Annotated in this window: 16 protein-coding genes and 1 pseudogene; 8 read left to right on the forward strand and 9 right to left on the reverse strand. The window is 66.7% G+C overall.

From position 1 onward, the window contains the following. The first annotated feature begins 42 nt into the window (after window positions 1-42). Window positions 43-612, forward strand: a complete 570-nt coding sequence (locus J2W68_RS12885; RefSeq protein WP_310236495.1) for a C40 family peptidase — start codon at window positions 43-45, stop codon at window positions 610-612. Window positions 613-1,105: 493 nt separating this feature from the next. Then, window positions 1,106-1,753, forward strand: coding sequence for a C40 family peptidase (locus J2W68_RS12890; protein WP_310236530.1), 648 nt, complete (start codon window positions 1,106-1,108; stop codon window positions 1,751-1,753). A 396-nt stretch (window positions 1,754-2,149) separates the two neighbouring features. Here J2W68_RS12890 and J2W68_RS12895 read toward each other — a convergent pair. Further along, a pseudogene (locus tag J2W68_RS12895) lies at window positions 2,150-3,549 on the reverse strand (DEAD/DEAH box helicase). Window positions 3,550-3,989: 440 nt separating this feature from the next. Between J2W68_RS12895 and J2W68_RS12900 the strand changes: the two are divergent. Both J2W68_RS12900 and J2W68_RS12905 read left to right on the forward strand, forming a co-directional pair. Then, window positions 3,990-4,352, forward strand: a complete 363-nt coding sequence (locus J2W68_RS12900; protein WP_310236499.1) for a hypothetical protein — start codon at window positions 3,990-3,992, stop codon at window positions 4,350-4,352. Window positions 4,353-4,354: 2 nt separating this feature from the next. Then, a complete protein-coding gene (locus tag J2W68_RS12905; RefSeq protein ID WP_310236501.1) occupies window positions 4,355-6,208 on the forward strand; it encodes a monovalent cation:proton antiporter-2 (CPA2) family protein in 1,854 nt (617 codons plus the stop codon). 47 nt (window positions 6,209-6,255) lie between these two features. Here J2W68_RS12905 and J2W68_RS12910 read toward each other — a convergent pair whose 3' ends face one another. Both J2W68_RS12910 and J2W68_RS12915 read right to left on the reverse strand, forming a co-directional pair. Beyond that, on the reverse strand, window positions 6,256-9,837 hold the full coding sequence (locus tag J2W68_RS12910) for an ABC transporter permease/M1 family aminopeptidase (RefSeq protein WP_310236503.1): 3,582 nt from the start codon (window positions 9,835-9,837) through the stop codon (window positions 6,256-6,258). Between the two features lie 13 nt (window positions 9,838-9,850). Next, window positions 9,851-10,762 carry an ABC transporter ATP-binding protein gene (locus J2W68_RS12915; protein WP_310236505.1) on the reverse strand — a complete coding sequence of 304 codons (912 nt, stop codon included), beginning with the start codon at window positions 10,760-10,762 and terminating at the stop codon, window positions 9,851-9,853. A 277-nt stretch (window positions 10,763-11,039) separates the two neighbouring features. On the opposite strand from J2W68_RS12915, the gene J2W68_RS12920 reads away from it, so the two are divergent. Beyond that, window positions 11,040-13,127 (forward strand): M13 family metallopeptidase, encoded by a 2,088-nt coding sequence (locus J2W68_RS12920; RefSeq protein ID WP_310236532.1) that lies wholly within the window; start codon window positions 11,040-11,042, stop codon window positions 13,125-13,127. Between the two features lie 292 nt (window positions 13,128-13,419). Further along, a complete protein-coding gene (locus tag J2W68_RS12925) occupies window positions 13,420-15,444 on the forward strand; it encodes a M13 family metallopeptidase (protein ID WP_310236507.1) in 2,025 nt (674 codons plus the stop codon). A gap of 196 nt (window positions 15,445-15,640) precedes the next feature. Here J2W68_RS12925 and J2W68_RS12930 read toward each other — a convergent pair whose 3' ends face one another. The 4 genes from J2W68_RS12930 to J2W68_RS12945 form a co-directional block, all read right to left on the reverse strand. After that, entirely contained in the window at window positions 15,641-16,294 is a 654-nt protein-coding gene (locus J2W68_RS12930) for a rhomboid family intramembrane serine protease (RefSeq protein ID WP_310236508.1), read from the reverse strand. A 62-nt stretch (window positions 16,295-16,356) separates the two neighbouring features. Next, the gene (locus tag J2W68_RS12935) at window positions 16,357-16,707 is read right to left on the reverse strand and encodes an MGMT family protein (RefSeq protein ID WP_310236510.1); all 351 of its coding nucleotides are present in this window, start codon (window positions 16,705-16,707) and stop codon (window positions 16,357-16,359) included. A 29-nt stretch (window positions 16,708-16,736) separates the two neighbouring features. Next, window positions 16,737-17,864, reverse strand: coding sequence for an inorganic phosphate transporter (locus tag J2W68_RS12940; protein WP_310236512.1), 1,128 nt, complete (start codon window positions 17,862-17,864; stop codon window positions 16,737-16,739). Window positions 17,865-17,877: 13 nt separating this feature from the next. Next, window positions 17,878-18,504, reverse strand: coding sequence for a DUF47 domain-containing protein (locus J2W68_RS12945; RefSeq protein ID WP_310153682.1), 627 nt, complete (start codon window positions 18,502-18,504; stop codon window positions 17,878-17,880). Window positions 18,505-18,772: 268 nt separating this feature from the next. Between J2W68_RS12945 and J2W68_RS12950 the strand changes: the two genes are divergently transcribed. Both J2W68_RS12950 and J2W68_RS12955 read left to right on the forward strand, forming a co-directional pair. After that, on the forward strand, window positions 18,773-20,092 hold the full coding sequence (locus J2W68_RS12950; protein WP_310236514.1) for a hemolysin family protein: 1,320 nt from the start codon (window positions 18,773-18,775) through the stop codon (window positions 20,090-20,092). After that, a complete protein-coding gene (locus tag J2W68_RS12955; RefSeq protein ID WP_310236516.1) occupies window positions 20,082-20,711 on the forward strand; it encodes an exopolysaccharide biosynthesis protein in 630 nt (209 codons plus the stop codon). The genes J2W68_RS12950 and J2W68_RS12955 overlap by 11 nt, the downstream gene beginning before the upstream one ends. Window positions 20,712-20,733: 22 nt before the next feature. Here the strand turns inward: J2W68_RS12955 and J2W68_RS12960 are convergent, their stop codons facing one another. Beyond that, entirely contained in the window at window positions 20,734-21,006 is a 273-nt protein-coding gene (locus tag J2W68_RS12960) for a hypothetical protein (protein WP_310236518.1), read from the reverse strand. A gap of 299 nt (window positions 21,007-21,305) precedes the next feature. Then, window positions 21,306-21,720 (reverse strand): hypothetical protein (locus J2W68_RS12965; RefSeq protein WP_310236520.1); only part of this gene is annotated, 415 nt, incomplete at its 5' end.

The raw sequence follows: 21,720 nt of genomic DNA on the forward strand, positions 1-21,720 counted from the left end.
GTGGTGGGGCAGGATGCCGCGATGCAATCCACCGGGCGCCCCATGCAATCAACCCCGCATTATCCGGACTCCGGCACGCCGGCGCCAACCGCTGCGCGCCGCTGGCTGTTTCCGCTGATCATAGGTGCCGTAGCGCTGGCCGGTTGCGGCCGCGGCGATGTGCGCCCCACCCCGCCTGCGGCAAAGCCGCAGGCCGCGACCCGTACCTGGACGCCGGTCGCGCCGGCCGACCCGGCGGCGGCGAACGCGGTGCTGATGCGGGCGATCAGCCTCGTCGGCACGCCCTACCGCTACGGCGGCAACACGCCGGAGGGCGGCTTCGACTGCAGCGGCCTGGTGAACTACGTCTTCCGCGACATGCTGGACCTGCGCCTGCCGCGGACATCGCGTGAACTGTTCGCCTGGCAGGGCCCGAAGATCGAACCCGGCCGTCTAACCACCGGCGATCTGGTGTTCTTCGGCAGTGGCGGCAACGTGAGTCACGTGGGCATCTATATCGGCGAGGGCCGGTTCGTGCACGCGCCGAGCACGGGGGGCACCGTGCGGCTGGATCATCTCGACGGCAGTTATTGGCAGCGTAACTACTCCGGTTCCAAGCGCGTCCTGCACTAGGGAAGGTCTGAATAACTGGCGTCATCCCCGCGACGGCGGGGATCCAGTGACTTCAAGCCCTTGCAAGCCAGAGACGCTGGATGCCCGCGGGAATGACGGCCAGAAGCGGAATTGTTCAGACCTTCCCTAGAGCCCATTCGGAACCAGGCCTCCGGTAGCTTGCGCCTGGCGCTCCGAAACCTCCCCGATGCGGGGGGTATGCCCCCCGGCCATCACGCGTGCAGATCCGGCCTTCCATCACGCAAACGTCCGCGTCATACAGATCCGCCGCGTCACCGCCTGCAAGGCGCATTCATGTTCATGCAGACTACTTTTATGCCTCCGCCTCCAGCGCCGGGCCTGAAGCACGCACCCGTTTCTGCACACGCTCTTCACCGATTTCTGTTCAAAAACGAGCACTTGTACGCATTCATTAATTTTCATTTAACAACTTTCACACCCTCGTCCGGTAGCTTCCCCCGCTGGTCCGCGACAATGTGAAACCCACGTGACGATGACAAACGCAACGCCAGGCGCCCGCGCCGCACGCCACCGCCGCCTCCGCAATGCCCTTGTCGCAAGCGTTCTCTCTATCGCCGCAGCCCCCGTTTTCGCGGGCCCCGGTCTGGCCGGCGACTCCGCCGACCAGATCGAAGCGACCACCTCGGTCGCGCGCGCCCTCACCGCCCCGACCGCGCAGCTCGCCCAGCCGGAAATGCTGCTGGCCAGCGACATCAACCAGTTGATCGCAATGGACGTCGACCAGCCGGTCCAGGCAGACGGTCGGGTCGAGGGCCTGCTCAAGCGCGCCCTGAGCTTCATCGGCACCCCGTATCGCTGGGGCGGCTCCAGCCCCGACAGCGGCTTCGATTGCAGCGGCCTGGTGGGCTACGTATTCCGGACCGCGCTGGGCATCGACCTGCCGCGCGTCTCGCGCGACATGGCGCAGAACGGCGAGCGCGTCGAACGTACGGCACTCACTGCTGGCGACCTGGTGTTCTTCGGTCGTCGTGGCAACCGTATCGACCACGTCGGCATCTATCTGGGTGACGGCCGCTTCGTGCATGCACCGCGCACCGGCAAGGATGTCATGGTTTCCGAGCTCGACTCGGGATACTGGGCCACCCGCTTCAAGTCCGCGCGCCGCGTCGCCGGCGTCTGAGGGCTCCCGCCGGGACACGAGAAGGCCGCCGAGAGGCGGCCTTTTGCGTTGTGGGAACAGCCTCTGATCGCGGTCAGAGATTCTGGAAGCCCTCCCCCGCGTGTGGGGAGGAATGGGTGGGGCCCATCGGAACCCGTAGGCGCGACGCCTGCGCGTGCAGATCGTTTGATCGATGTCCTCACAGTTCGCCCCCACCCAACCCCCCCCCCCCCCGCACGCGGGGCATTGCGCCCTTCACGGGTGGAGGGCTTTGGTCTTGCAGCACCTGATACGCCCAGCAACTGAAAAGTCAGCGGCGATGCAACCTGACATCAGCGCTGCGCCAGCGCCGAAACAGAAAAAGGCCGCCCGAAGGCGGCCTTTTTCGTCAACGCGGAGCGCGTGCAACCCGGGCAGCTAGGCCCGCGCCGCGCCCGGCATCATGCGCGGCTGTCGCGGCGTTCCTGCGGACGGCCGGCGCCCGGACGGTGCTGCTTCGGGCCCGCGTGCGCGTGCACGCTGCGGTCCATCGGCTTGCCGTGACCCCGGTTGCCCGGCTTGCGCGGTGCGCGCTCGCCGCCAGGCTTCTGCTCGCCCATGCGTGCACCCGGACGGCCGGCAGACGGCTGACGACGCTGACCGCCACCATTCTTCGGGATCGGCGTGTCTAGACGCACCGGCTGGCTCGGCTCGAAGCCAGGCACCGCCGTCAGGTCGATCTCGGCCTTGAGCATGCGCTGGATCTGGCGCAGCAGACCGCCCTCTTCCGGCGAGACCAGCGACAGCGCCTCACCGGTGGAACCGTTGCGGCCGGTACGGCCGATGCGGTGCACGTAATCCTCGGCGACCATCGGCAGATCGTGGTTGATCACCAGCGGCAGATTCGGGATGTCGAGACCGCGCGCGGCCACGTCGGTGGCGACGAGGATGCGGGCGCGACCGGACTTGAACATGTCCAGTGCCTTCTGGCGCTGCGCCTGGCTCTTGTTGCCGTGGATCGCAACCGCCGGCAGACCCGACTCGGCCAGCTGCTCGGCCAGACGGTTGCAGCCGTGCTTGGTCTTGCCGAACACCAGCACCTGGTCGGTGTGACGCTTGGACAGCAATTCGACCAGCAGGTCGCGCTTGCGGCTGTTGTCCACCGGATGCGCGCGATGCGCGATGGTGTCGGCGATCGTGCTGTTCTGCGCCACCTGCACCTGCTGCGGATCGCGCATGAACTCCAGCGCCATCGCCTTGATGCGCGGCTCGAACGTGGCCGAGAACAACAGCGTCTGACGCTGCTTCGGCACACGGTTCATGATGCGCTTCATCTGCGGCAGGAAGCCCATGTCGAGCATGCGGTCGGCTTCGTCCAGCACCAGCACCTCGACGGCGTCGAGCTTGGCGTGACCACTTTCCATATGGTCGAGCAGACGGCCCGGACACGCGATCAGCACGTCCACACCGCGACGCAGGTTGTCGATCTGCGGCTGCATGCCGGCGCCGCCGAAGATCGTCGTGACGTTCAGGCGCAGGTGGCGACCGTAGGTCTTGAGGTTCTCGGCGACCTGCACCGCGAGCTCGCGGGTCGGCACCAGGATCAGTGCGCGCGGCTTGCGCGGGCCCTTGGGCGGCGTTTCCTTGGCGAGACGCTGCAGCAGCGGCAGGCCGAAGGCAGCGGTCTTGCCGGTGCCGGTCTGGGCGCCACCCAGCACGTCGTTGCCACTGAGGATCAGCGGAATGGCCTGTGCCTGGATCGGCGTGGGCGTGTTGTAGTCGTTTTCGGCGAGCGCGCGCAGCAGCGCGGGCGACAGCCCGAGGTCTTCAAACGTCATTGCAATGGAACTCCTTGCGATTCCGCACGCCACCGTCTGCGAATCGTGCGGACGCACGACACCGGAACGGGAACGCTGGGAAGTCTTGCTCGGAGCTATCCAGAACCGCGCTGCGAGCAATAATGAAACGGCTACCGGATGCTCCGGGCCGTGGTCTGCGCGACGAAAGACGTGCGGAATAAGTCCGCGCGGATCAGGAATCGATCAATGCGGAAGGCGTACCAGGATCGTATCTGCCGGCGCGGATCGCGTCGGACAGGGGCAGCCGTGTTGCAGAACGGGGCCGAGTCTACGCCAATTCAGCCTTCCGTTCCAGCGGCCGGTCGAACGGGATGACAGCCGGCGCTCAGGCGTGCCCACAGTGGCCCCCTGCGCCGCTTCGACTGGGCGGCGCTCCGGCGCTGTGTCACTCTTCACGCATCCTAGACAGGACCTGACCGATGGCCTTCCGCTCCACTGCGCCTTCCGCGCCTATGCTGCTCGCACGCGTAATGATGGCCAGCATGTTCATCGTGCTGGGCGGCTGGCGGGTCTGGGGCGCGCTCAACGGCATGACGCTTTCGAATGCCGCGCTGGTGCTCAGCGTCGGTGAACTCCTGCTGGGCCTGCTGCTGCTCACCGGCTGGCGCGTGGGTTGGGTGGCTTTGGCGGCCGCGGCACTGCTGGTGGCCGACGCCGCACTGTCGCATCCCTTCTGGATGGCGCGCGCCGGCGCACACGACGGCCAACTTCTGCACTTCATGAAGAACATCGCACTCGCCGGCGGCTTCCTCCTGCTGTCGACGACCCCATCCAGGAAATAGTCATGGCCACCGAGGCCCACGAGACCACCAGTCAGCTGATCCAGGTCGTCGCGCTGCTCGGCGCGGCCGTGGTCGCGGTGCCGTTGTTCCGCAAACTCCGGCTCGGCTCGGTGCTCGGGTACCTGGCTGCGGGCCTGGCGATCGGGCCGTTCGGCTTCGGCTGGTTCTCCGATCCGCAATCGATCCTCCACGTCGCCGAACTCGGCGTGGTGATGTTCCTGTTCGTCATCGGCCTGGAAATGCGGCCCTCGCACCTGTGGAGCCTGCGCCGGCAGATCTTCGGCCTCGGCGCGCTGCAGATCATCCTGAGCATCACCGCGCTCACCCTGCTCGGCAAGGCATTCGGTTTTCCGTGGCCGATCGCGTTCGTCGGCGCCGCCGGCTTCGTGATGACCTCGACCGCGGTGGTGATGCAACTGCTCTCGGAGCGTGGCGAGACCGCCCTGCCCCACGGCCAGAAGATCGTCTCGGTGCTGCTGTTCGAGGATCTGCTGATCGTGCCGCTGCTGGCGCTGCTCGCCTTCCTCGCGCCCACGCCCGAGGCCGCGGTCGACGCGTCCTCGCGCTGGACGTCGATCGCCATCGGGATCGGCTCGCTGGCCGCGTTGATCGTCGCCGGCATCTATCTGCTCAATCCGATGTTCCGCGTGCTGGCCGCGGCCAAGGCGCGTGAAGTCATGACCGCGGCCGCGCTGCTGGTGGTGCTGGGCGCGGCGCTGCTGATGCAGCTCGGCGGCCTGTCGATGGCGATGGGCGCGTTCCTCGCCGGCGTGCTGCTGTCGGAGTCCTCGTTCCGGCACCAGATCGAAGCCGACATCGAACCCTTCCGCGGCATCCTGCTGGGCCTGTTCTTCCTCGGCGTCGGCATGGCGCTGAACCTGACGGTGGTCGCGGCGAACTGGCCGTTGATCGTCGGCGGCGTGCTCGCGGCGATGGCGACCAAGGCGCTGTGCATCTACATCGTCGCGCGCGTGACCCGCAGTTCGCATCCCGAAGCGCTGGAGCGCGCGGTGCTGATGGCGCAGGGCGGCGAGTTCGCATTCGTGCTGTTTTCCACCGCGGCCGCAACCGGCCTGATCGACGCCGAGGTCAATGCGAACCTCACTGCGATCGTCGTGCTGTCGATGGCCCTGACGCCGCTGGTTGTGCTGATGACCCAGCGCTTCATCGTCAAGGCCAGGGCCGCGCGGCCGGACGATGTGGAAGACGTCGCGGGCCAGAGCGGCAGCGTGCTGATCATCGGCTTCGGCCGATTCGGCCAGGTCATGAGCCAGTCGCTGCTGGCGCGCGATGTCGATGTCACGATCATCGACACCGACATCGAGATGATCCAGAGCGCCGCCGAGTTCGGCTTCAAGGTCTACTACGGCGACGGCACCCGGCTCGACGTGCTGCACGCTTCCGGCGCCCGCACCGCACGCGCGATCGCGATCTGCATCGACGACCACGCGGCCGCCGACCGCATCGTCGAACTCGCCCGTCACGAGTTCACGCAGGCCAAGCTGCTGGTCCGCTCGTTCGATCGCGAGCATTCGCTGCGGCTGGTCAACGCCGGCGTGGATTTCCAGATCCGCGAGACCTTCGAATCCGCGGTGCAGTTCGGCGCCGCCGTCCTGCGCGAACTCGACGTGCCCGAAGAGGACGCCGACGCGATCGCCGCCCAGGTCCGTCGTCTCGACGCCGAGCGCTTCGAGCTGGAAACCGCGAGCAACGATACCCGCGCCGGCATTCCGCTGATCATCAAGAACACGAACGCCCCGGGGCCGAAGCCGACCCCGCTCACGCGCCCGAAGCGCGAGAGCAAGCGGCTCAACGATGCGGCGGCGGGATCAGGGTCAGACGCACCGCTGTCCTGATCGCGGAATTCGGGCGATGGCGTGCATCGCCCCGACGCGTTCCTTCGTTACAACGTGACCCGCCGCCGGTTGTCCGCCGAGACCCGGTCGATCAGCTTGTTGTAGGGATCGAAACCGGCTTCGAACGGGGCCTCGTCGACGGTCACGGTGATCACCGGATCGGCCGTCGTGATGTGGTGCCGCTCGAGATACAGCACCTTCTCGTCGCGCTCCTTGCCCGATGGCCCGCGCGCGAACACACCGACCTCGATCCAGTCGTCGAGCGCGCCTTCGCGCTCGCGACCGGTGCCGTCGGCGTACCGCTTGGCCGCATGCAGGGTCAGCGTGACGTCGTAGCGCCCGTCGTCGCGACGCTTCGCCGCGGCCGCCACGACCCGGTTGTCGTAGAAGCTGATTGTCTCGAACAGGTCGGTGATCAGCGTCTGCTGGTCGGGGCGCGCTTCGGCTCGGATGTAGTCCAGCAATTCGCGCGAGGTCGTGTACGGCGCAGTCTGGTAGGCCTTCTCCTCGAGAAACCGCTTGAGCGCGCGATTCAGCGCGGCCTCGCCCATCTCTTCGCGCAGGCGATAGAACACCAGAGAGCCCTTCTGGTAATGGATGTACTGCTGGTTTTCCACGCGGTACAACGGCAGTTCTTCCAGACGCTCCCCGCCGCGGCCGCCGAGGTACCGGTCCAGCTCGTACTTCAGGAACTGGCGCATGCGCGGGCGCCCGTACTCCTGCTCCATCACCATCAGCGCCGAGTACTGCGACAGCGATTCGGACAGCATCGTCGCGCCCTGCACGTTCGCGCCGATCACCTGGTGTGCCCACCACTGGTGCGCGACCTCGTGCGCGGTGACGTAGAACACGTAGTCGAGCTTGTCGGCGTCACGCAGATCGGCGATGAAGCCGATCGACTCCGAGTACGGCACCGTGTTGGCGAAGGCCTGGGCGAAGCTGGCATAGCCGGGGAACTCGATGATGCGCAGCTGGCGATGCTGGTAGGGGGTGAAATTGGCCTCGTAGTAGGCCAGTGACTTCTGCGTCGCCTCGATCATCCGGTCGACATTGAACGGATGCTTGGGGTCGAAATACACCTCGATCGGGATGTCCTTGTACATGCCCTTGCGGACCTCCCAGCGCGCGGAGAGGAATGCGTAGAAGTGCAGCATCGGGCGATCCATCGCATAGCTGAAGCAGCGACGCCCGTCGCGCTCGAACTCGCGTTCGATGTAGCCCGGCGCCAGCGCGATCTGGTCGGGCGCGGTGCAGATCGTGGTGCTGAAATCGATCCAGTCGGCGTCGTCGGTCAGATAGGTGTTCGCGCGGGCCGCTTCGTCCTCGAGCTTCGGCATGCGTCGCGGCTCACCGAGGTCACGCTTGCGCCGCTCGTTGCGGTCGCTGATCTCGGCGCGCGCGTTGTAGCCGAACTGCGGAAACATGCCGCTGTTGAAGAAGCTGCCGTTCTCGACGAACTGCGTCTGCGCCTGGCTACTGGTGATGCCGGTCGGATGGAAGTCCACCCGGAAGCGGAACTCGCGCTGCTCGCCGGGCGCCAGCGGTGTGGCGAGCCGGTAGATGCGATAGCCCAGCGGCTCGTCGTACTGCGCGAGCGTCTGCCCGCCGAGATCGACATCGACCAGCGCGCGATCCTCGGCCATGCCGATGTGGATATCGGCGATCGGGACGGCATGCGGATTGCGGACCGTGTAGATCAACGTGCCGGTCATCGACTGTGTTTCCGGGCGCAGATCGATGTCCGATCGGCTGGCGACGATGCGCGGCTGCGGCAGTGATTCATATTGTTTGTAGTCGCGCTCGTAGCGGGCCTGCAGATCGAGCTGGCCGTCGGGCGAGACGAAATCGTTGCGGACGTTGGTGTTCCAGAACAGCAGGCCGCCGACCGCTCCGAACGCGAGCACGGCGACCGCGAATGCGATGCCCAGGCCACCACGCAACTGCGCGCGCATGCCGGCCAGACGCTGGCGCCAGCCACCATCGACGCCGCGCACCCACAGCGCGGCCGCGAGCAGCAACAACGCTGCGACGAACAAACCCCAGTACCCCTGGAATGCCAGTTGCCCGACGAGGAAATGCCCGTAGCCGTTCATGTCCGAGTACGGCGCGTTCGGCCACGCCCCGATGGTGTAGAGGTTGTGGGTGAAATCGAGCATGCCGAGCACGGCTTGCGCGACGAGCACCAGCACCAGCAGGCCGTAGCCGATGAACTTGTTGTTGGCGAAGACCTGCAACGCCAGTGCCAGCCCGCCCATGATCACGTAGGGAATCGAGTCGAACACCAGCGCCTGCACATAGACCAGCGGTTCGAGCTGCACGCTGCCCTTGAACAGCTGCACCGCCATCGCCATCGCCATACCGATCAGCTGGAACAGCGCGATCACCACCAGCAGGGTCAGGAACTTCGCCAGCAGCGGAATGCGGTTGGGCACCGGCATCGCGTCGACCACTTCGTTGAGCTTGGCGCTGCGCTCCTTCCATACCAGTTCGCCGGCGTAGAACATCGCCACCAGCATCAGCAGGAAGCTGTAGCTGCCACGCAACGCGTCGAGCATCTGCGAGGTGACCGGATAGACCGACGTTCCATACAGCGATTGCTGGAACAGCGCAGACGGCACGAAGTTGAGGATGCCGAACAGCAGCATCACCAGGAACGGCACACTGCGTAGCACGCCGGCAGTGTCAAAGCGCACCTGTCGCCAGGTCTGCGACCACGCGGTCGCCGCGCCGAACACCGGCTGCACACGGATCGGTGCGCGCGACGGCACGACCGCCGCCACCGTGGCTGGCGGCGGCGCGCGGCGGCGTTTGAACAGATTGCGCCCGGTGCCGCTGCGCTCGGTCCGGAAGAGTGCGAAGGTCGCCGCAAACAGCGCCAGTGACACGCCCAGCCACAGCGCACGGTTGGCGAGCATGTACCCGGCCAGTGCTGGCAGGCCGGAATTGCGTTCCTCGGCCGACCAGTACCGCACCGTGCGCGATAGCGCGCGAGCGCCCAGCGGCTCGACCAGCGTCGCCAGCCAGATGTTGTCGATGTCCTTTACCAGCGTCGCGCTGACGCCGTACACCACGAAGAACGCCAGCACCCCGATGTAGACCCACAGGATCGACCGCGTGGTGACCGCCAGCAACGCCAGCAGTGCGGTGACGAATAGCAGGTTCGGCAGCAAGATCACGCCGAGCGACCACAGATACGGCTGCAGCGACACCGGGCCGAGACGCGCGGGATCGATCCACGGCATGAACTGCGCGACGAACAGGCCGATGCCGATGATGACGAACACCGCCAGGCTCGCCAGCAGGGCTGCGCCGATCCGGCCGAGCAGATAGTCGCGTCGGCGCACCGGCCCCGAAAACAGCAGGTCCGCGGTGCCCTGCTCGAAATCGCGCAGCAGCGCGGTGCTGACGAAGATCGGCACGATCAGCATCGTCAGCAGGGTGAACGCGCCGAACAGCTGGGCGACGACCACCGGCGCATTGCGATGCACGTTGCCGATCGCGCCGCCGATCTGCACCGCATCGCTGGACGCTGCGCCGAACCCGAGCAGTGCGAACAGGACCGCGAGGAACCACAGCAGCGGCGAGCGGAGCTGCTGGCGCAGCTCGAAGCGGAAGAATTCGAGAATCATGGCGGGCTCCGGCTCAGACGACCGGCGCTGCGGCGGCCTGCTGCCGCGCCTGCAGGCGCAGGCGCTGGAAGTACACGTCCTCGAGATCGGGATCGATCTGCACGAAACCCTCCTCGGGCCGCTCAGCACTGTGCACGTGGATCACCGGCTGGCCGGCGACCAGGCGCGTCGACAGCACCGTGTGCGCGGCTTCGTACCCGGAAAGCGTCTCCTTGGTCACCTGCTTGCGCCAGACCTGTTGCGACAGCGCCTCGATCGCGTCGCTGGGCCGTCCGGTCAGCAGCACCTGACCGCGATTCATGATCGCCATCGTCGGGCACAGGTCGGTGACGTCCTCGACGATGTGCGTCGACAGGATCACCACGACATCCTCGCCGATCGCCGCCAGCAGGTTGAGGAAGCGGTTGCGCTCCTCGGGGTCGAGGCCAGCGGTGGGCTCGTCGACGATCACCAGACGCGGATTGCCCAGCAGCGCCTGGGCGATGCCGAAGCGCTGGCGCATGCCGCCGGAGAACGTGCCGAGCTTGCGCTTGCGCGCATCCCACAGGTTCACCTGCGCCAGCAGGCCATCGACGACCTCGCGCCGCTGCTTGCGATCGGTCAGGCCTTTCAATACTGCGAAGTGTTCGAGCAGATCGAGCGCGCTGACCTTGGGATACACGCCGAAATCCTGCGGCAGGTAGCCGAGCTGGCGGCGCACGGCATCCTTGTCGCGCAGCACGTCGATCGGACCGTCGCTGCCGTCGAGCGTGGCGCTGCCGCCGTCGGCCGACTGCAACGTCGCCAGCGTGCGCATCAGCGAAGACTTGCCCGCGCCATTGGGACCCAGCAACCCGAACATGCCGCGCGGGATGTCGAGCGTCACGCCGTCGAGGGCGCGCACGCCGTTGGCATAGGTCTTGGTCAGGTCACGGATCGCGAGCATCGGTTTTCTCCCTGTGCCATCGGCACGACGGGTCGATCCTCCTCCACCGTGCGCGGGCGCGCATGGGTCGAACGTCACCCGTCTCCGACACACTGGGCGCCAGGAACCGCAAAGCAGGTCTTGGCCGGAATCAACGGCGCCGGGCACAGCCGGTCCACGCATGACCTTCGACACCCCCGGCGCTTCCGGGGCAAGCGTAGAGTGCGCCCACACCGGGCGCCGCCCGGCGGTCCTTCCTCTACGGAGATTCCACGTGATTGCCTTCGCACCCAAGCGCCTGTTGCTGACCTGTTCGGTCGTGCTGGCGCTGTCCGCCTGTTCGGGCGGCCAGGACACCCCGCCGGCCACGGCCGCTGCGCCGGCGACGGATGCCGCCGCGCCCAAAAAGCTGACGCTCGACGAGAGCGCGCTGCCCGGCGTGAACCGTTTCGAGATCGGCGATCTCGACACCAGCAAGAACGCCTGTACCGATTTCGACGCATACGCGAACGGCAAGTGGCTCGCCGCCAATGCCATTCCCGGTGACCGCACCTCGTGGGGCGCGTTCGAGATGCTCGACGAGCGCTCGACCGCAATCCAGCGTCAGCTCGCCGAGCAATCCGCCGCCGACACCGCTGCGACCGGTGTCGAGAAGATCGTCGGCGACTTCTGGGCCACCGGCATGGACGCAGCCAAGATCAACGCCCAGGGCGTCGAGCCGCTGAAGGACCGCCTGGCCGCGATCGAAGCACTGGCCGACGGGCCGGCCGTCGCCGAGTACCTGCGCCAGACCTATGCGCGAGGCGAAGGCGGTCTGTTCGGCTTCGGCCCCGAGGCCGATTTCGACGTGCCGACGATGAACATCGCCTACGCGATGCAGGGCGGCCTGGGACTTCCCGACACCAGCTACTACACCGATGCCGACAAGGCGCCGGTGCGCGAGCAGTACGTCGCCCACGTGGCGAAGATGCTCGAGCTGTCGGGCGTGCCGGCCGCCGACGCGGCGACCCAGGCCAAGTCGGTGCTGGCGTTTGAAACACGGCTGGCGTCGAAGTCCAAATCCAGCGTCGAGATGTCGCGTGACGTGAAGCTGTTCTACAACCCGGTCACGCCGGCCGAAGCCGATGCGCTGACCCCGAACTTCCCGTGGACGGCGTTCTTCGAATCGCAGGGCGTCGCGGTGCCGGAGAAGTTCTCGCTGGCGATTCCGGACTTCCACAAGGAAGTCAGCGCGATGCTCGGCGACACGCCGGTCGCCGACTGGCAGAGCTACCTGCGTTACCACCTCGTCGACGGCGCCGCGCCGTACCTGGGCGATGCGTTCGTGCAGGAAAACTTCGACTTCTACGGCAACAAGCTGCGCGGCCAGAAAGACCTGAAGGCGCGCGAGAAGCGCGTGCTCGACACGCTCAACAGTCAAGCCGGCGAGACGCTGGGCCAGCTCTACGTGCAGGTTGCATTCCCGGCCGAGTCCAAGGCGCGCATGGAAACGCTGGTCAAGAACCTCAGCGACTCGCTGAAGGTGCGCATCGAGAACCTGGCCTGGATGAGCGACGAGACCAAGGCCAAGGCGATGGAGAAGTGGGCCTCGTTCACGCCGAAGATCGGCTATCCCGAGAAGTGGCGCGCGTGGGACGGCCTGTCGACCTCGCGCGACAGCTACATCGGCAACGTGCTCGCCGCGACCGAGTTCAACTACAAGTGGATGCTGTCGAAGATCGGCCAGCCGGTCGACAAGACCGAATGGGGCATGACGCCGCAGACGGTCAACGCCTACTACAACCCGCTGCAGAACGAGATCGTGTTCCCGGCCGCAATCCTGCAGCCGCCGTTCTTCGATCCGGACGCATCGGATGAAATGAACTACGGCGGCATCGGCGCGGTGATCGGTCACGAGATGACCCACGGCTACGACGACCAGGGCAGCCGCTTCGGCCCGACCGGCAAGTTCGAGAACTGGTGGACGCAGGCCGACTCGACCGGCTTCTCCTCACGCACCGACCTGCTGACCTCGCAGTTCAACGCGTATGAAGCCGCGCCCGGCAAGCATGTCGACGGAAAGCTCACGCTTGGCGAGAACATCGCCGATCTCGGCGGTCTGGCCACGGCCTATGACGCGATGAAGCAGGCGGCTGGCGACACGCCGGATCCGATGACCGACGGCCTGAGCCGCGACCAGCGCTTCTTCCTCAACTGGGCCACCGTGTGGCGTCGCAACTTCACCCCGCAGGAACTCGACGTGCGGCTGAAGACCGACTCGCACGCACCGGCAAATTTCCGCGCGATCGGCGCGCCGTCGAACCTGCCCGCGTTCGCGGCTGCGTTCGAGTGCAAAGCCGGCGACCCGATGGTGCGCAGTGGCGACCAGCAGGTCGTGATCTGGTGATCCAGGCGGCATCGCGGTAACGATGAAGCCCGGCAGCGATGCCGGGCTTTTCTTTTAGGACCTGCCAGATCCCGGATCCGGGCGGCGACGGCACGTTGCTTCCGACACCTCTTCCTTCGGGAGAGGTCGATGCGCACAGCGCATCGGGTGAGGGTGGCATCACCCCTGAACTGTTCTAGGAGAGCCCGTCACCTCTGCTTCCACCGCACATCCCTGAACGCGAAATGCCGCACCGTCCCGCCATCCCGCAGCTTGCTAGACTTGCGCGATTCATGCCCGCACGGACTCCGCAATGCCGATCCAGCACACGCTCGCCCGCCCCGCCCTGCTCGCCGCCTCGATCGCACTGCTGGTCGGCCTGAGTTCCGATGCCGACGCGCAGCGTCGCCGCGCCGCCGCGCCGAAGGGTCCGCCGCCGGTCACCGCCTGCACCGATCTCTACAGCTTCGCCAACAAGGACTGGCTGGCCGCGAACATGGTCGTCGCCGGCCAGGGCACGCGTTCGGCCCTCGGTGAACTGCAGGCGCTCGCACTCACCCAGCAGCACGATCTGCTCAATGCCGCGATGACGTCGCCACAGAACGACGTGCAGCGCCTGCTCGGCGACTTCTGGGCCAGTGGCCTGGACGAGGCCGCGGTCGAGGCCGACGGCGCCAAGCCGATCGCCTCGCTGATCGCACGCATCGACGGCATCCGCCGCACCCGCGACATCGCGCCTGCGCTGGCCGCGCTGCACCAGGTCGGCATTCCGGTGCTGTTCGAATTCGGCGCGGAAGTCGATCTGGCCGATCTCAACCGCCACGTCGGCTACTTCACCCAGGGCGGCCTCGGCCTGCCCGACCCGGCCTACTACAGCCGCGGCGATGCCGAGACCCAGCAGATCGTCTCGCAATACACGCAGTACGTGCGCAACATCCTCGCGCTGACCGGCACCGCCGAGGACCGCCTCGATGCCGAGACCGCGCTGGTGATCGATCTGGAGCGCCGCATCGCGGCCGCGTCCAAGCCGCTGGCCGAGCTGCGTGATCCGCGTGCGCAGTACGCGCTCGTCGACACCGAGGGCCTCGACAAGCAGTACCGCCGTCTGCAGCTCGGCGAGTTCCTCGCCGCGCAGGGCGTGCAGGCGACGCAGGTGTCTCTGGCGAATCCGGAGTTTTTCACCCAGCTCGACACGCTGGTCAACTCGCTCAAGGCCGACCAGTGGAAGGCGTATCTGCGCTTCCATATCGGCAACGCGATGGCGCCCTACCTGTCGAAGAGCTTCCGCGACGCCGAATACGATTTCCACGGCCGCATCCTGCGCGGCGAAACCGCGCAGCCCGAGCGCCAGCAGCTGGTGCTGGGCGCGATCAACCGCGCCGCCGGCCCGATGATGTCGCGCGAGTACGTCGCCGCGTATCTGCCCGATGCCACCCGCGCGCGCGCCGAGACCATCGCCGGCCAGGTGCGTGATGCGCTGGGTCGCGGTATCGAGCGCAACACGTGGATGACCCCGGCCGCGAAGACCGAGGCCAAGGCCAAGCTCGCAGCGCTGCAGATCGAGATCGGCGCGCCGGTGCAGGACATCGACTACACCGTGCAGCCGATGGGCCGCGCCAGCTTCGGCAGCAACATGCTGATCGCGTCCACCTGGCGCCATGCACAGGAAATGCGTCGCATCGGCCAGGCCAATGCCGCACGTCGCTGGGACGTGCTGCCGCAGACGCCGGCGCTGGCCTACGACCTCGCGCAGAACCGCCTGATCGTGTCCGCCGCCGTGCTGCAGCCGCCGGTGCTCGACGTCGCCGCCGAGGCCGCCACGCATTACGGCACCTACGGCGCGCTGGTCGGCCACGAGCTGAGCCGCGCGATCGACATCAAGGGCAAGCTGGTCGACAGCAGCGGCACCGTGCGCACCTGGTGGAGCACCGACGACGACGCCGGCTGGCTGACCGCCACCGACAAGCTGGTCTCGCAGTACAACGGCTACGGCTATCCGGGTCTAACTGGCATGCAGGTCAACGGCGCGCTGACCCGCGACGAGAACGCCGCCGATCTGGCCGGCGTGGAACTCGCATGGGACGCGCTTCAGCAGGCGAACCCGGAGCTCGCGCAGTCGGGCAAAGAAGCGTTCTTCCGCGGCTGGGCTCAGCTGTGGCGCCAGCAGTCGGCGATCGACACCGCGACCCGCAATGCGGCCACCAGCGTGCATGCGCCGGGGCAGTGGCGCGCAAACGGCCCAGTGTCGAACCTGCCGGCCTACACCGAAACCTTCAAGTGCGGCGCGAATGATGCGATGACCCGCAAGGCCGAGGATCAGGTGCGTATCTGGCGGTGACAGAAGCCGGGATTCGGGATTGGGGATTAGGGATTCGAAAGAGCGCCTTCCGGCGACCTGAACCATCATCAGCTGTCAAGAAAAAGGCCGCACATCGTGCGGCCTTTTTCGTTTGCGCTGTCGTGTGCCGAAGGCAGCAGTGAGGCGAATCCCGAATTCCGAACTCCCAATCCCGTCGGACGGCTTCGCCGTCCGATCACACTCGCCGCACGTGCCGCTTGCCGCCGCTGCGGTTGAACGGCGGACGTCCGCGCCAATGCTGGAGCAGCAGCCAGCCGAACAGCATGCCGCCCAGATGCGCGAAGTGGGCGACGCCCGAACGTGTGCCGGTGATGCCGAGCACCAGCTCGACCAGGCCGTAGACGATCACCAGCGTGCGGGCACGCATCGGGATCGGCGGAAACAGCAGCACCAGACGCTGGTTCGGGAACAGCACGCCGTAGGCCAGCAGGAGGCCGAACACACCGCCGGATGCGCCGAGCGTGGGATACGGAAACGCGCCCTGCGCCAGCGACCACGTCACCACGCCGAGCTGGCACAGCCCCGCCCCGATCACGCAGACCAGGTAATAGGTGACGAAGCGCCGCGTGCCCCAGGTGTGTTCAAGCTGCGAGCCGAACATCGCCAGCGCCAGCATGTTGAACGCCAGATGCCCGATGTTGCGCGGGTCGTGCATGAAACCGTAGGTCACCAGCTGCCACGGCTGGAAACCGAGCCCGCCCGCATCCGCGCCGCCCAGCGGCCACAGCATGAAATACGCAAGCGCATTGCCGACCGCAAGCTGCAGCACGAACACCACGACATTGATGGCCAGGATCACTTTGACGGCCAGCGGCAACCTGGGAAACATCCTGACTCCTCGTTTTTCCGGCGACATGATACCGGGCGCGCTGTGTAGACGATCGTGCCGGATCAGTCGTGTCCGTCGGGGCCCCACAGCGCGGCATCGAGCGTGTCCCCGGCCGGCATCCGCACACGGCCACGCGTCACCGTGACGCCCTCGGCGCGCAGGCGCTGCGCCTGTTCGCGGAAACCCGCCGACCCGTCGGGGAATGCGATCCGGCCGTCGCTGCGCACGATGCGGTGCCACGGCAGGTCCGGATCACCGTGATCGCGCAGCACCCGCGCGACCAGGCGTGCGCGGGCCGGCAGACCGGCGCGGCGTGCGATGTGTCCATAGCCTGCGACGCTGCCAGCCGGCACCGCGCGAATCGCGGCGAGGATGCGTGCGCGGGCGTCCGTCTTCGAAGGCGCGGCGTTCACCGTCGCAGTATGCGGATGCCGCGGCTCGATCACACCCAGCCGAAGTGGTGAAACATCCGGAACAGGCCGTAGGCGATACCGCCCGACATCGGGATCGTCAGGATCCACGCCCAGATCATCTTGTTGACCACCGTCCACTTGATCGCGTTGAGGCGCTTGGCCGTGCCCACGCCCATGATCGCCGCAGAAATGTTGTGGGTGGTCGACACCGGAATGCCCATGGACGACGCGGCCAGGATCACCGATGCGGCGCTGGTCTCGGCGGCGAAGCCGTGAATCGGGTGCAGCTTGACCAGCTTGTGGCCCAGCGTCTTGATGATGCGCCAGCCGCCCGCGGCGGTACCGGCGGCCATGACCACGGCGCAGGTTATCTTGATCCACAGGTCGATGTCACCCTCGGCGAGCGCCGCGTCCGAGGGATGCAGGAACGCCAGCCAGGCCGGCAGGTCGTCGAGCGTGCCGACGCTCTGCGCGCTGACCAAGGTCAGGGCGACGATGCCCATCGTCTTCTGCGCATCGTTCATGCCGTGCGCGAAGCCCATGCCGGCCGCCGAGACGATCTGGCTCTTGCCGAAGAACGCATTGACCCAGCGCGGCCGCGCGATGCGCGCGAGCACGCCGCCGCTGCGCGCCATCATCGAGATGGCGAAGAACAACACGCCCATCATCAGAAAGCCCGCAGCAAACCCCAGCACCGGCGAACTGACCATCGGCACGATGACCTTCCACAGCACGCCTGCGCTGTGCCACACCGGCTGCGCAGGCTCGGACCAGATCACCACGTCGAAGTTGTTCGAGGCAGCGGCCAGCGCGGCGCCGATCAGACCACCGATCAGCGCATGCGACGACGACGATGGCAGACCCCACCACCAGGTGATCAGATTCCAGACGATGCCGCCCAGCAGCGCGCAGAGGATCAGCTGCGAGCCCACATCGACGACGCCGGCATCGATCAGGCCGGAGGAGATGGTCTTGGCCACCGCGGTGCCCATCAGCGCGCCGATCAGGTTCATCGACGCGGCCAGGCCCACCGCCTGCATTGGCGAGAGCACCTTGGTGGCGACGACGGTCGCGATCGAATTGGCGGTGTCGTGGAACCCGTTGATGTATTCGAACACCAGCGCGGTCGCGACCACGATCAGCACGAGGGTCAGCATGTCGGGCGGCCCGTCAGGAGTTCTTGAGCACGATCTCGTAGGCGACCACGCCGGCCTCACGGCAGCGGTCGATCGCCTTTTCGAGAATCTCGAAGAACTCCTTGAGCAGGAACATCTGTAGCGGATCGAGCTTGCCCGAATAGATGTCGCGGTAGAGCTCGAGCATCAGCCGGTCGGCCTCGTTCTCCAGCGCGCGCAGCTCGTCGTTGAGCGCCTTCATCGGCTCGAGCTTCATGCTGCGCAGGGTCTTGACCATCTTCACCACGACCGCGGACGCCTGTTCCAGCATCGCCGCGCGCGGCGCGAAGTCGATGTGCTCGAGATGCATGGTCGCCAGCGAATAGCGGTCGGCGAACTTCTCCACCTGCTTGGGAATCTTGTACAGCGCAGATCCCAGCGCCTCGATGTCCTCGCGCTCGATCGGGGTGATGAAGCTGTCGACCAGCGCCTGGCTGATCTTCTCCGACGCCTCGCGCTCGCGCATGCGCGCCAGCTTGAACGCGTCCAGCGCCGGCTGCCGGTCCGCCGCCTTGAGCATCGCGTGAAGCGCCACGGTGCTGTCGTGGGCGGCCACGGCGGCCTCCTCGAGCAGCGTGTAGAACTGGTTACCTTGGCCGAAGATCGTTTGCAGGGAGAACATGCCGGACGCCTTGAAGTCGCGCGCCCGGGACCGGGCGCTCTGCGCAAGGCGCGGATTATGACGGTTTGATGACACTGCGGGCCAGCCCGGGCGGACCCGGGGGCGCACTGCAGTCGTCACATCGCGGCCTGTTATAGTCCGGGCCGCGCCCCCTCGCGCTGTTCATCTTTCACATGGACGACGACTCTAGACCGCCCCCCGCGACGCACACCGCTGACGCCTCCCTCGATGCTCCGCATCGCCCGTTTTTCGGCAGGAGGCCCCGGCAATGTTCGAGCTGATCCTCATCGTCCTGGCCCTGATCGCCTGCAACGCGTTCTTCGCGCTGTCGGAGATGTCGGTGGTCACCTCGCGCAAACCGCGCCTCAAGCAGCTCGCCGCCGAACACCGCAGCGCCCGCGCCGCGCTGGAACTTGCCGAGCATCCCGAGCGCTTCCTGTCCACGGTGCAGGTCGGCATCACCACGATCGGCGTGCTCACGGGCATGCTCGGCGGCGACGCCCTGGGCACTGCGATCGGCACCTGGCTGGCGAACAGCCTGCCGATCCTCGGCACCTATGCCTCGACCGTCGGTGTCGTGTTCGCGGTCAGCCTGATCACCTTCCTGACGATCGTCTTCGGCGAACTGCTGCCCAAGCGCCTGGCGCTGCTGGCCCCGGAGCGCCTGGCGTCGGTGGTGGCCCTGCCCATGCACTGGCTGTCGCGTGCGGCGACGCCTGCGGTCTGGCTGCTCAGCGCCAGCGTGCGCGGCATGTTGAAGCTGCTGCGTCTGGACAAGACCGAGGCGGCGCAGGTGTCCGAAGAGGAAATCCGCATGCTCGTGAGCGAAGGCCACGAGCAGGGCGTGATCGACGCCGACGAACGCAATATGGTCAACCGGGTGCTGACGCTCGGCGATCGCGATGCCGAAAGCCTGATGACGCCGCGTACGCGCATCGCCTGGCTCGATATCTCGGCCGGATTCGAGGAAAACCTGGCCGAGATGCGCGAGACGCCCTACTCGCGCTATCCGGTGTTCCGCGGCAACGATTCGGACGTGGTCGGCGTGCTCGAGATCAAGTCACTGATCGACCGGCTTGAGAAGAACGAGTTCGATCTGTTCAAGTACCTGCGCGAGCCGGTCTTCGTGTCCGAATCGACACCGGCGATGAAGCTGCTGGAGATCCTGCGCGAGAACCAGCAGTCGCTGGCGCTGGTGGTGGACGAATACGGCGACATCGCCGGCATGGTCACGCTCAACGACGTCATGGAAGCGGTGATCGGGCGAACCCAGAGCAGCGGCCTTGATGCTTCGCCGCTGGTGGTGATGCGCGAGGACGGCTCGATGCTGGTCGACGGCACGCTGCCGACCGGCGCGTTGCGCGAGCTGCTGGGCGGCGGCCCCCTGCCGGGCGAGGACGAGCACATCTTCCACACCGCGGCCGGCATGACCATCGCACGCTTCAGCCGCATTCCCAATGTGGCCGAGCACTTCGACTGGCACGGTTGGCGCATCGAGATCGTCGATCTAGACGGTCCACGCGTCGACAAGCTGCTGCTCCAGCGCATTGCGGATGCGGATGCGGACGCGGGCGGCGATGACGCCTGAGGTCCCGTCGCGCGAGGAAGCCAGCACCCGGGAACTGCTCGCCGCGATGGCGCTGGGTGATCCGGGCGACCAGTTGCGCTTCGCCGACCTGCTGATGGGCCTGGGCAAGCGCGTCTTCGGCATGATGCTGTTCGTCGCCACCCTGCCCGCCTTCATCCCGATCCCGGGAGTGGGCGGCGCGATCGGTGGCCCCCTCGTGACCCTGGTCGGCGTCCAGTTGCTGATGGGGCTGCGCAAGCCCTGGTTGCCGCGCTTCATCGCCGAGCGCGGCCCCCACCGCAGCGCGGTGCAGCGCTTCGAAACCGTGGTCGAACCCTGGCTGCGACGCGTGGAACGCTTCAGCCGGCCGCGCTTGCCAGGTGTCCTCGACCACCGCGCTGCGGCAATGTTCACCGGCCTGCAGCTGGTGCTGCTGGGCGTACTGCTGGCGCTGCCGATCCCGTTCACCAACTACGTGTTCGGTCTGCTGCTGCTGGCCTACGCGCTGGCATTGCTGGAGCGCGACGGCGCCTTGATGCTGTGGACCTGGGCGGGCGGCACGATCGCGATCGGGTTCTTCGGCGTGCTCAGCGGCACGCTGGCGACTGCCGCGAGCGAGTGGCTGGCCCGCCTGTTTTGAGCGGCCGCCGGCCGCGGATGGCCTAGCGGAACCGGTCGACCGATTCCAGCATCAGATCCCGACGCCGCGCTGCGTGCTCAGCCATACCGATCCGCCCGTGCGCCAGCAACGCGTCGAGCGCCGCCAGACGCGCATGCGTCGGGAGTTCCAGAAACGCCGCGTCATGTTCGATGGTATCCGGTGGCCACACGCGCCGATGCGCCAGGACCAGACGCACGCTGACGAGGCTGGCCACGGCCCAGACGACCAGACCTGCCAGCAGACAGAACATCTCCAGCGGAGACCACGCACCCATCGCGACGTCCGTGTGCTTTCGGGGGCATGAGCATACCGGGATGGGTCATCGGCAGCGTGTCGCCTCGGTGATTCTTCCTTGGGGTTTTTCGCGAATGCCGGCGGTCAACGCAAACGCTGGCAGCCCTGCAGCGCGTAGCGCTAGTCATTACGTCTGAGCCTGCTTCCAGCTCTCAGCTCCAGCTCCAGCTCCAGCTTCGCTTCGGCTTTGGCTTTGGCTTCGGCTTCGGCTTCGGCTTCGGCTTTGGCTTTGGCTTTGGCTTTGGCTTTGGCTTTGGCTTTTGCTTCCAGCTTTTGACTTCAATCGAGCCGTAAAGCGAGCCGAGCACCGGAGCCTGGCGCGGCCGAAGAGCAGCCCATGTCTGAGCGCAGCGAGTTTGGGCTGCGTGCCGTGTCAGGCGAGGAGCGGAGGGAACCGGACGGGCGCAGCCCGGCCGGCTCGCGTCCGGCGAAGGGACCTTTTGGTTCCTTTTGGGTCCATCCAAAAGGGACTCGCACGCGCAGCGGGCGAAAGCCCTGCACCTGCTCGCGCTTCTTCGCTTGTCGCTTTGCGACTTTGATGTTCCGGGCGAAGGAAAAGGAATTAACCGCAAGAGCGCAGATCAAGTACAGGGCTTCCTCGCTGTCGCGCGGCTTACTTTTGTCTTGGCAAAAGTAAGCAAAACCGTCTTCGCCGGACGCGATCCGCCGCGATACAGCCGCGGCGGTCCCCTGC

The sequence above is a fragment of the Luteimonas terrae genome, from assembly GCF_031457535.1.
GTDB classification, from domain to species: Bacteria; Pseudomonadota; Gammaproteobacteria; order Xanthomonadales; family Xanthomonadaceae; genus Luteimonas; species Luteimonas terrae_A.